General features: G+C 42.3%; 9 protein-coding genes. 5 read left to right on the top strand and 4 right to left on the bottom strand.

Annotated elements, in window-relative coordinates; all coding sequences use genetic code 11:
* Positions 1–265: 265 nt before the first annotated feature.
* The 3 genes from ypfJ (at position 266) to UYI_RS0107370 (ending at position 4,333) form a co-directional block, all read left to right on the top strand.
* Complete coding sequence (gene ypfJ, locus UYI_RS0107380; RefSeq protein WP_016866041.1) at positions 266–1,111, top strand: KPN_02809 family neutral zinc metallopeptidase; 846 nt, start codon at positions 266–268, stop codon at positions 1,109–1,111.
* Between the two features lie 138 nt (positions 1,112–1,249).
* Positions 1,250–3,349: an S-layer homology domain-containing protein gene (locus UYI_RS0107375; RefSeq protein ID WP_016866040.1), complete on the top strand. Its 2,100-nt coding sequence runs from the start codon at positions 1,250–1,252 to the stop codon at positions 3,347–3,349.
* A 363-nt stretch (positions 3,350–3,712) separates the two neighbouring features.
* On the top strand, positions 3,713–4,333 hold the full coding sequence (locus tag UYI_RS0107370; protein WP_016866039.1) for a hypothetical protein: 621 nt from the start codon (positions 3,713–3,715) through the stop codon (positions 4,331–4,333).
* 51 nt (positions 4,334–4,384) lie between these two features.
* On the opposite strand, the gene UYI_RS39570 is transcribed toward UYI_RS0107370, so the two are convergent.
* The 3 genes from UYI_RS39570 to UYI_RS0107355 form a co-directional block, all read right to left on the bottom strand.
* Positions 4,385–4,513 (bottom strand): hypothetical protein, encoded by a 129-nt coding sequence (locus UYI_RS39570; RefSeq protein WP_016866038.1) that lies wholly within the window; start codon positions 4,511–4,513, stop codon positions 4,385–4,387.
* A 214-nt stretch (positions 4,514–4,727) separates the two neighbouring features.
* Positions 4,728–5,897, bottom strand: coding sequence for a YARHG domain-containing protein (locus UYI_RS0107360; protein WP_016866037.1), 1,170 nt, complete (start codon positions 5,895–5,897; stop codon positions 4,728–4,730).
* Positions 5,898–6,368: 471 nt separating this feature from the next.
* On the bottom strand, positions 6,369–8,303 hold the full coding sequence (locus tag UYI_RS0107355) for a DUF1565 domain-containing protein (protein WP_016866036.1): 1,935 nt from the start codon (positions 8,301–8,303) through the stop codon (positions 6,369–6,371).
* Positions 8,304–8,664: 361 nt separating this feature from the next.
* On the opposite strand from UYI_RS0107355, the gene UYI_RS0107350 reads away from it, so the two are divergent.
* Positions 8,665–9,810, top strand: coding sequence for a thiamine phosphate synthase (locus tag UYI_RS0107350; RefSeq protein ID WP_016866035.1), 1,146 nt, complete (start codon positions 8,665–8,667; stop codon positions 9,808–9,810).
* Complete coding sequence (gene thiS, locus UYI_RS0107345; protein ID WP_009456336.1) at positions 9,776–9,988, top strand: sulfur carrier protein ThiS; 213 nt, start codon at positions 9,776–9,778, stop codon at positions 9,986–9,988. Before UYI_RS0107350 ends, thiS begins: the two co-directional genes overlap by 35 nt.
* 106 nt (positions 9,989–10,094) lie before the next feature.
* On the opposite strand, the gene UYI_RS0107340 is transcribed toward thiS, so the two are convergent.
* Positions 10,095–11,327, bottom strand: coding sequence for a glycosyltransferase family 4 protein (locus UYI_RS0107340; protein ID WP_016866034.1), 1,233 nt, complete (start codon positions 11,325–11,327; stop codon positions 10,095–10,097).
* Between the last annotated feature and the right edge of the window lie 480 nt (positions 11,328–11,807).

The following is an 11,807-nucleotide window of genomic DNA, read 5'->3' as shown; positions in this document are numbered from 1 at the left end:
ACATTGCACAGTAGACAACCTCAACTCATCCCTCTATTATGCAACGCCAAGAATTATATTGCAGTCATCTTTACCCAGTACAGGAAATTTAAGATGTTTAAGCGTGGGTCTTAGTTTTAATCTGTTTGCGATCGCACCTGTTTTGACCATCCCTAAGTATGACTATTGATCTTTCCTTCGGGCAGATGAGCTAGATAAATCGAACCACTAATAATTGTGGTGAATTAGGGAAAGTCTTGCTTGGGTAGTTGGGAGACTATAGATTATGCGGTGGGAATTCGGTCGTAGAAGTACCAATGTTGAGGATAGACGTGGAAGTCGAGTTTCTGCTCCTGTAGTGGGGGGTGGTATTGGGGCTGTGGTTCTGGCGGTGATTGTTGCCTTGTTGGGCGGTGATCCCAGTGTGATTTTGGAGCAAACACAAACACCGAGCGATCGCTCTTCTCAAACACAACGTCCAGCAACAGAAGATCAAGCTGCTGAGTTTGTCTCGGTTGTCCTAGCTGATACTGAGGATACATGGAGTAATTTGTTTCAGCAAATGGGAAGAACCTATGTAGAACCTAAATTAGTTCTTTTTACAAATGCCGTCGAATCTGCCTGTGGATTTGCGCGATCAGCAGTTGGCCCCTTCTACTGTCCCGCCGATCAAAAGGTCTACATTGACCTCAGCTTTTATCAGGATTTGAAAAATAAATATCAAGCACCAGGAGACTTTGCCCAAGCCTATGTAATTGCTCACGAAGTAGGACATCACGTCCAGAATCTCATGGGTATTTCCAGCCGAGTCAGTAGATTGCAGGGTCGAGTCAGCGAAGTAGAAGCAAATCAACTTTCAGTACGACAGGAATTACAAGCAGATTGTTTTGCTGGCGTTTGGGCGCACCACGCCAATCAATCGCGACAAATTCTAGAACCAGGCGACATCGAAGAAGCACTAAACGCTGCCAGCAGTATAGGCGACGATCGCTTACAAAGTCAGTCAAGAGGCTACGTTGTCCCAGAGTCTTTTACTCATGGTAGTTCAGCCCAGCGAGTGCGGTGGTTCAAGCGGGGTATTCAAACAGGTGATCCTGCCCAATGTGACACCTTTGCAGTCGCAAATCCCTAGAACAGGGAACGGGGATTGGGATTTTTCGTTTGTCTCCCTTATCCCGTTTCCAGGGTTGTTCTAAACTTCTTGTCATCAAGCAGCTGTAGAGTTACTTTTGATAGTCATAATTTAAACATCGCCTAATCACAACAATCAATGGTCAGCTCTACCCTGGTTGCTACACTTTATGTCAACCCCATAACGGGGAACGATGCCAATGCTGGGTCACGCTTAGTTCCATATAAAACCCTTACCCGTGCTTTAAAAGCATCCAAAACAGGAATGATTATTCAACTGGCACCGGGTAATTACAACACTGCCAATGGTGAGATTTTTCCCCTAATCATCCCTGCTGGGGTAATGGTAGTGGGTAACGAAGCTACAAAAGGACAAGGCATTATTATTTCTGGAAGCGGAGAATATCAAAGCGAAAGTTTTGGGCTGCAAAACATCACACTGCTACTACTGGATGATGCTAGTCTCATGGGTGTGACTGTGACAAACTCGATCACCAAAGGCACTGGTATCTGGATTGAATACGGCGCACCAACTTTAGCCAATAATACTTTAATCAACTGTGGGCGAGAAGGTTTATTTGTCAGTGGTACAGCCAAACCAGCAATTCTCGATAACCTATTTACCGAAAATGGCGCTTCTGGACTGGTAATGGCGCGTAATAGTAAAGGAGAAGTGCTGCGGAATGTTGTTCAAAAAAATGCCATTGGCATTGCCGTCAGTGACTTTGCTGCTCCCTTGATTGCAAATAACAAAATATCAGAAAACCGGACTGCGATCGCTCTATCTCGAGATGCACGTCCAGTACTGCGCCAGAATATCATCGAAAAAAATTCCCAAGGCGGTTTGTTAGTAAACGGTAACGCCATCCCCGATTTGGGCAGCACTCAAGATCCTGCTGGTAATATTTTTCGTAACAATTCTGGTTTTGATGTGCAAAATGCCACATCAGTAAAATTAGTTTCGGCTGGAAACCTATTAAATCCAGCCGGGATCAAGGGGTTGGTGGAGTTAAGTGCAACTGTTGAAGACACTGCCAAACCAATATCTGTAAACACGAGTTTTGCTGATATGACAGGGCATTGGGCAGTTGCTTTTGTAGAAGCTTTATTAAGCAAAGGCTTAATTAGCGGCTTTGGTGATGGTACGTTTAAACCAGAAGCCCCCATCACCCGCGCTCAGTATGCAGCGATAATTGCTAAAACTTTTGAGCTACCTCTAAAAAATAAATCAAGTAAATTTACGGATGTAAAATCCGATTTATGGGCAGCCGCAGCCATTGAAAGGGCTGCTAGTATGGGGTTTATAAGTGGATTTCCAGATGGTACGTTTCGACCAGGACAAAATTTAACCAAAATTCAAGCAATAGTATCGATAGTAAATGGGTTACAACTAAGTGGTGGTAATCCAAATGTGTTAACCGTGTATCGCGATCGCGCTCAAATACCCAGTTATGCCATAGATGCTATGGCAATTGCTACCCAAAAACTACTAGTGGTGAATTATCCGCAAACCGAAATACTCGAACCTTTGCGGGACATTACTCGCGCTGAGGTAGCAGCATTAATTTATCAAGCATTGGTGACTAGCGGTAAGCAAAAACCAATAATTTCTCCTTACATTGTCAATCCAGATGCGGATATTGCCTCATTCACCGATCTGAGGGGACACTGGGCAGAAGGATTTATTCGGGCATTAGTAAGTATGAATTTAACTCGTGGTTTTGCTGATGGTAGCTACAAACCAGATCAACCAATGACTCGCGCCCAGTATGCTGCATTAGTAGCAGCCGCATTTAATCCCACTGCTAAACGTCCAGCACAAGAGTTTACTGATGTACCCAAGGATTTTTGGGCATACAAGCCCATCCAACAAGCAGCACAAGGCGGTTTTGTCGCTGGTTTTAATGATCGCACCTTCCGCCCTCAGCAAAATGTGCAACGACTCCAGGTAATTGTTTCCTTGGTGAATGGACTTAGCCTACCAGCAGCTAATGCTGATGTCTTATCTGGTTTTAGCGATCGCAACACCATTCCCGACTATGCCCGTACTGCCGTTGCCACAGCAACTGTGCAAAAAATCATCGTCAATTACCCAGATACTAAACAAATTGCACCAACGCGAGAAGCAACACGGGCAGAAGTAGCAGCAATGGTATATCAAGCATTAGTCGCGATTGGGCGATCTCCAAAAATTAATTCACCCTATATTGTTTCCCCTTTTGTAGCCGGTAACGAGTAGAATAAAAGACATTCTTTTATTGCTGAATATAAAGAAAAATAGTTATGGAGATTGTTAGTAGTTAGTAGTTAGTAGTTGGTTGTTAGTTGTTCACTACTATCCCTTCGGGTTCGTCAGTCGCTCATGGGGGACTCACCGGCCCCCACGACCGACAGGGAGGAGCCAGTGCGGTGGACGGGTTTCCCGGCATAAAGCACCTGGCGTTGGGGATTGGGGGCTAGGGGCCCCCTTTGGGGTTGGGGGAGGGACCCCCTGTTCTGCGCGCTGACTCACCACTAACCACTAACCATTAACCATTAACAGCCTTCAAAACAAATAAATTTATTTCAAGTATCTAACAAACAGTAGCAAAAAGCTAGCTATATGCAACGGGAGCAAAATTTAGCCCTATTGCCTCAAACCGAAATCCCACCATTTACACCAAGTTTGGGAACATCTGCCGACTTGGCAATAGCCCTATTGATTCACTACAGTTTTGATCTCAGTGGTTATCAAGCCAGTGAGTTGGTTCATCGTTGGCAACAGCAATACTCTGATAGTTGGTTACATATAGCAGTGATTGAAGCACTGTATCAGGGGCGTTACAAAGCGATATCAGTACAGCAAATATTAACACTTTGGCAGCGACGGGGACAGGCTGTTTTTCATTTCAATATGGAATTTGAACGCTTAATTTGTAGCAAGTTCCCTGAAAGTTTAACTTCAGTGTCAACGTGGCCTCAATTTTCTGCTTACCATACTCCTCGTGCCGATGAACAGACAAAAGAGGAGGTGGAAACACAAAGACACAAAGACACTAAAATCGAGAAACACAAAGAAATTTCTCCCCATCTCCCCACTACTCCTACTCCCAAACCACAAAGACAACTTCTCCCGGCTGCTGTCAATCATTCTCCCATCGAACAATTTACTCCCCAAACAAGCGATCGCTCTTTGTCATTTACGTCTAAACTGAAAGCGATGTCTAATGACAAGATACTTTGAAGATAAGAGGGAACTCTTAATTCTTAACAGGAAGATAGAGAATATGTAATTCTATTTAATATCAAGTTCGGCTAATTGCTTACGATATAAAGCTTGGGCATTGGGCATTGAGCATTGAATAACCAACAACCAACAACCAACAACCAACAACCAACAACCAACAACTAACTCTTTACCCATTACCAATTACCAGCCTATGCAACATTTATTTAACAATTTTTTATACCAGCTTTGATATTTTGCTTTTAATAATTAGCTTGTATTAATAATGGAATGGAATATCTATAGAAACAATCCAAAATCTAAAATCCAAAAATCTAAAATAGGATGACAGGGGGCGACAAAAAAACACCCTGGTTGAAGTCGCCCTTCAAACTAAGGTAGTTTAAGGTAGTTATGGGTCTAGCGTCATGCCGTGAATACGCTGGTACTCACGTATCATGATGGCATTCTTCAACTCTACTTGAGAAAGAACAGAGTCAGGAAACTCTCCCGGTGCATAACGAGGCTGGTACCAACTTTGACTTTCAAAGTGACGCTGTAGCTTTTGCTCTTTAAATCGACGTCCATGACGGGCATAGATTTCATTACGCATGAGTGTTAATTCCCACCCATTAAGTCCCTTGAGATCGGCTGAGGTAAGCAATCGCTGCTGGAAGAGTGGCTTTGATGTTGCGGCTAAAACCTGAGAATTGGGAAGTGGGGATTCAGTTTTATTCAGAGTAGACTGGTTCTTCGCTGGTTGTGAAGTAATCCCCAAGTCGATAGATGTGGACAGTGGCGGTTCAACTTGATTTAAGCTAGCCTGGTTCTTTGCTGGTTGCGAAGTAGTTTTCGCGTTTAATTTGAGCGATTTGGATAGATGCGGTTTAACTTGATTTAGGCTAGCTTGGTTCTTTGCTGGTTGTGAAGTAATCTGCGATTCGATATCCTCAGATGGTTCAACAGCTGTAAAGCTTGTCTCTGGAAGATCAATTTCTGGTGTACTGATGTTAATTTTCTCTAAGGCGTTAGTACTATATGCAGGAGTAAGATTGGCATACTTCTGTACTGTTTTCTGCAACTTAGTATTAGCTGAGGCAAATTGATCTGATAAAACAACCCAAGAAGAAATCCCTCCAACAGCAAAACCTCCAGCAAACATCATTGAAGCTAGTCCTACCTTAGAACTTAAGCCTACAGCTGATGACTGACTAGACACTTTTGTTTGTGGTCTGGGGTTTAATGAAGTTGTCTGGGATTCTCGAGTGTAGTGTTCAATCTCTTCCAGATTTTCATCATCCAGAAAGATATAAGAAATTGTGTCCAACAATTTCTCCTGCTTCACTCCTTTGTAGGCTGGGTATTGTTGGGTAGAATCTGTTGTTGACTCAATAGATTCACCAAGAGAGTAGTGTTGGATGGGAAAGACTGAGAGATCAGCAGATTTGTGAGGATTTTGATTGATAAAATCGGCTCTGGGTACAACAACTCTTTGAATTAAGGTGGTTTGCTGGCAAATGTCTTGCTGTTCTATCTGTGAGTTAGGTTTGTTTGCAGGTATTTGAGTTTCTGGAGAGTCCATATCAATATTCCCGGGATCATTCTCTGTGAAAGTTAAGGAGAGTAGATTCGGGATGCTGCACAATTCCTCCTGTTGTGTATCATCAAGGTCGTAAAGGTTGGTCTCATTGAAAGTCGTCCTATTGCAAGTATCCATGTTGCTGTTGAGAGTCTAGGTGGTTATCTTTGTTGCAAGAGGTGTTGTAAAAGGATTAACACACTAGTGTGTCTCACAAAAGTACTAGGAAAAACATGTTACAGTTAGCTTTTTTACGATGAATTTTATCTATCATCTCAAGCTACAGTGGAAATATGCAACTAGTTGACCATCAAATTTGACACTATTTTCTACACTCAACTGAAAATAGAGTCAATGAAAAGATGGGAAAAATGGCGAAATGAGGGGAAAAGAAGCAATTATTAAATTAATATTAAACAACTCAATACTGAAGCAATGGTCATTGACCAATGACCATTGACCATTGACTATTGACTAGTATCCAATTGGCTCGATCATAGTTCTCAAACCATTATTGTTAAGAATCGTTAACATCTGCTCAGCGTTATATCGGCTGCTAAACACTCCTGCTTGCATAACTGCTCTACCTTGCCAGAAAGTAGGAAAAGCACCAGGCGCTAGAAATCTGACTAATTCCTGATCTTTTTGAGTTTGTACTTCTGCTATCACCCGGAAACGCATACCTAGCGCGCCACCAGCATAAGCTGTAGTTGTAGGATTTTCAGATACTGGTAGTTGATTACCAACAGGAAGATTACTACTCATTGGTGATGGTTGCAGTACTGGCAATGTTTGGATTTGATTTGTTCCCGTTTTTACTGGTATGGGTGTGACTGGATTAATGGGAGATTGGGGTTGGGGTGCAACAAATTCGATGGTATTTGTTGCCATTTGTACATAATTTACTTGTGGTGTACTTGCTTGTTGCTGCCAACCTGCGGCTGTTTGTTTAGATGTCAAGCTAGTAGGAATCGGAAATCCCGCAGCATTTCTCACGGGAAGTGGTTTTGGTTTAATAGAATTTGTCACTACTCCAGAAGTGACTGGTCGTGTGGGCTGTTTTGGCTGGGTAACAGTTGCCACAACTTTAGAAGTAGAATTTGCTGGTTGTAATGGCAACAGTTGGCTATTTAATGGTTTTGCAGCGTTGTTGGTACTAGAAGATACAACAGTTGGGGGAGGCGGTGACGGTTGAGAAGCTTGGGAAACAGGAAGAGGGGGTAACTTGCGCGTAGAGGTAGTTGTAGTAGTTATGGTATTAGTAGAGACAGTGGGAGCAGAAAAGGTGATTTCCTGAGTTACTTGTGTTTGCTGGGAGTTGTTTTTGGCGATCGCAGCAGATGATGAGTTTTCAGTCGTAGCTATTGTAGCGCTAGTGTTAACAGTACCAGCAATGCGATCGCTAGCGAGAGCGTTTCCGTAGGCAGCTATTATCTGCTTAGCAGCACTGGCATTAATATCATAACGAGCATTGTTACGAAACTGATTACCACCGGCTTCGGAAGTGTTACCTAAATCTGGTTGTGCTTGCCCTAATACTACCAGCCCATCTTCTTTATTACCTTCGATCACGTTCTTCCGTAAAATAGGACGAGAAGAAGCTTGCACAATGATTCCGCTTCTATTGTTGGTAATTTGATTACCCACTACCACAGGTTGAGCTTTTTGAGCAATATTAATGCCAAAGCCTGTGTCTTGAAATACATTCTCTCGTATTTCTGCACGAGAGGCATCAGTAACCGTAATTCCGTTAGCACTGTTACGGTAAAAGAAATTGTTGCGAATTATCGGTGCAGTGTTGCCGATTATCGTAACTCCATCTTGAGTATTACCAGTGAATGTATTTTCTGTAACTATAAAATTATTAGATTCAATCCATAGACCATAACCACCTGGATTGGAGTTTGTCACCGTTACCCCTGTTAGTGTTGCTCCTTTGGCACCAACAACAGCGATATTTTTACTACCAAAACTCCGACTTAGGTAATCGCCACCTCCGCTAATGATAATGCCACGGCCTTTGCTACTGCCATTCCCTTGAAGGGAAACACCAGGCTTGAGTATCAAGGGGAACATTTCTCCTGTTGTGGCACTGTAAGTCCCTTTAGCAAGCTTAATTACAATGTTAGGAGTAGCAACTCGCAAAGCCTGGGTAATAGTTTTGAAAGGAGTACTTTCACCCCCATTTCCCTGCTTGTCATCTCCGGTACTGGGGTTGACAAACAATGCATTGACCTGAGAAATTGTTGTCTGGCTGGGTGTCTGAGCAATAGCTGTATCAAAGTAGCAACTCAAAAGCATCAAACTTGCTACTCCCATACCAGCAGCGTTAAACAATAAACTCGCGGAACGGTATATAAAAAATCTTGTCACCTCCAAGTACGGATGTAATTTTTGCTTTTGAGTCATCTTCTTTCCTGGTAAAATGTCATCCTGACAAGGCTTAGAAACAATGGGGCGGTAAATCACCTTTTCTGCACTCCTTACAACCAACTAGCAATTTTTATACTCTCTAAATTGCAAAAGTGTCGATGATATCACTCACATATTGAATGGATAATTGGTAATGGGTAATGGGTAATTGGTAATGGACGAATAGGAAAAATACCAATACCTGATCCCCAATCCCCGATCCCTGATCCCCGATCTCCTTTACTCAGGGGGTAGAGGTTGTAGTAAAAATATTTTATAATTCCTATTTTCTAATTCTTTATCTCGAATCTCAAATCTTTAATAAATAAACAATAGACATGAAAAAATTATTGCAACTATGAAACGGACTGACTGTTACGATCAAAACACTAATGGGATTGTTGTAATGGTCGAGCCATACAGCCAAACAGAGCAAAGAAATCTGGTTATTTACCGCATTTTAGATGCGAATTTAGACCGTGCGCGGGAAGGCTTGCGAATTATTGAGGAATGGTGCCGCTTTGGCTTGAATAATGCCCAGTTAACTGGGGAATGCAAGGGAATGCGACAAGAGTTAGCAAACTGGCATACTGCTGAATTACGGGCAGCACGGAATACATTGGGCGACCCTGGTACTGATTTAACTCATCCCCAGGAAGAACAGCGTGCGAATATCAAATCTTTGCTACAAGCTAACTTCTGTCGAGTAGAAGAAGCTATGCGGGTACTAGAAGAATATGGCAAGCTTTATAACCCAAATATGGGAAAAGCTTTAAAGCAGATGCGTTACCGGGTTTACACCCTAGAGAGTAATTTGATGGGCTATCAACGGCATCAATTACTGCTGCGATCGCATTTGTATCTTGTTACCTCCCCCACTGATAAACTACTGGAAATAGTCGAAGCTGCTCTCAAGGGAGGATTAACCCTAGTACAGTACCGCGATAAAAACGTCGATGATGCTGTCCGCCTCCAACAAGCTCAAAAATTACGGCAGTTATGTCATACCTACAACGCCATTTTTATTATCAATGACCGAGTAGATATAGCTTTGGCAGTTGATGCAGATGGGGTACACCTGGGACAGCAAGATATGCCCATTGCTGTAGCCCGACAATTGCTGGGGCCTCACCGCTTAATTGGTCGCTCTACCACAAATGTTGATGAAATGCAACGGGCTATCAAAGAAGGAGCAGATTATATAGGCGTAGGGCCTGTTTATGAAACTCCTACAAAAGAAGGTAAGCCTGCTGCTGGTTTAGAATATGTTAGTTACGTCGCTAAAAATTGTTCCATCCCTTGGTTTGCCATTGGCGGTATAGACCCCAACAACATCAATGATGTGATAGATGCTGGGGCGAAACGTGTAGCAGTGGTGCGTGGGATCATGCAAGCCGAACAACCTACTTTAGTGACACAATATTTTCTATCGCAGCTCAATCGTATTCAACCAGATCCTGATCATCCCTATGTCGAATCAAATTACTATCCAGATCAATGGTGAACCTCGTAGCTGCTTGCCTCAAACTCTTCTACCCGAATTACTTCAACAATTAGGGTTCAATCCTCGGTTGGTGGCAGTAGAGTACAATGGTGAAATTTTACACCGTCAGTATTGGCAGGAAACAAAAATACAGCAGGGCGATCGCTTGGAAGTAGTCACTATTGTTGGTGGGGGTTGAGGGACCTTCAAGGAGGACAAGGGGAACGACTTGGAGGACAAGGAGGACAAGGGAGAATAAATTGTATTAGGTGCAGGAGTTAGGTGATTTATTTTTTGGGAGTTCCCTAAGTCAGCAAACAGGAATAGCGAGACTCAGGGATATAAAGCCATCGGTGTAAGCTTCTTTTGTTAGCTAATATTTTTCCTCTACGGCCAAGTTGTTCGCGTAGTTGCTGGTTTTCACAGAGTTGGCGAAAAGCTTGAAATATTTCCAAACCAGAATAGGGATTGACAATTAAGCCGTTTTCCCTTTTGCGGACTGTATCTGCGGCACAACCAATGTTTGAGGCGATTACAGGCTTACCAAAGTAAGCTGCTTCTAAGTAGACCATGCCAAAACCTAAGTGGTTGTTAGCTTTGCAATCAAATAAAGTCAGCAAAGCAAATATATCACAAGCTGCATAGTAACCAGCCAATTCCCGATCAGCAACATATCCAGCAAAATGTACCCACCGATCCAAGCGCAGACGTTGCACCTGAGATTGTAGTTTTGACTCACAAGGACCTCGTCCACAAAGAATATAGTGAACATCCAGCCCTAAAGTTAGCAGTAGTGGCAAATTATCTATTACCAAGTCAAAACCTTTATACTTTTGTAGGCTGCCGACCGAAAGAATAACTACTGAATTTTCTGGAATATTGTGCCTGTTGCGTACTCGTATGCGTAAATCATCAATCGCGGTAGGACTTGCAACGCCAAATTTTTTTCTTCTGACTACAGGATGGATAACGTGAGTAGGGGTGTCGACTTGAAAATGTTTAGTCAGTAAATCTCTTGTCCAACAGCTGTTACAAACAATACCTTCTGCTCTTTGCAAAGTAAATGCAAATAGCGATCGCATAATCGGATTACGTAAAGCACATAAAATATCATCCCCGTGCAGGTAGATAAAAAATCGAATAGGTAAAAGATAGCTTAAAAATAACAGTGAAATAAAACCGTAACCGTGACCCCATTCAATATAACGATAATGATAGCGAAAATAAAGTTTTATTGCTAAGATCGCTGACCAAACCATATTTAGAACTGGTTTGAGGATATTTTGGCTCCAACCATGATGCCAAGATTTAGGAGTTTGCCAACGATAAACAGGAAACAGTTGTGACTTGTCAAAAGCTTTATCCCCTGCACAACTAGCAGTCAGAACAATAACTCTTTCCGTGTCTTGCAAACAGCGATTATATATATATTCCTCAATTCCGCCTTCCCTGGGTAGAAAAGTGCGGCATACGACAAGAATATTTGGAGATATAGTTTGTTCTCCAACCGTCGCCACCCTTGATGAAATATGTTCCATCAGAAATTTAATAAATAAAATTTCAAACTGTTATTTTTTGTTGGTTTATAGGTTAGTACTGCTGTGCTAACCTACTGCTTAATAATTATGACAATCTCTAGTGCCGTAACACAGTCAATTCAGCAGTGCGTTACACATTTTTAACACACTCCCCAGATTTGATATTCAGTTTATGATTTAACTCTTAAGTATGCTTAGGAGAATTTGTAGGGCTGGGGTTTATAGTTGCGATCGCTATATCCCTAGCTGCATAATCGCAAAGAAAAAGTGTAATGATGTACTCAGTATAGATGTATTCAGTAGAATAACTAAATACCATCAAAATGTTCTGCCAAAATGCCGAATAGTCAATGGTCAATTGTCTTGGTTATTGGTTAGTAGTTAGTAGTTAGTAGTTAGTGCTTGTAGAGACGTGCCATGGCACGTCTCTACATTGGTGGTTAGTGGTTAGTTGTTATTCCTCTACTCCCCATCACCCCA

It is taken from the genome of Fischerella muscicola PCC 7414 (genome assembly GCF_000317205.1).
In the GTDB taxonomy this organism is placed as follows: domain Bacteria; phylum Cyanobacteriota; class Cyanobacteriia; order Cyanobacteriales; family Nostocaceae; genus Fischerella; species Fischerella muscicola.
Note: the sequence above shows the minus strand (reverse complement) of the source record. Positions and strands in the feature narration are given on the sequence as shown.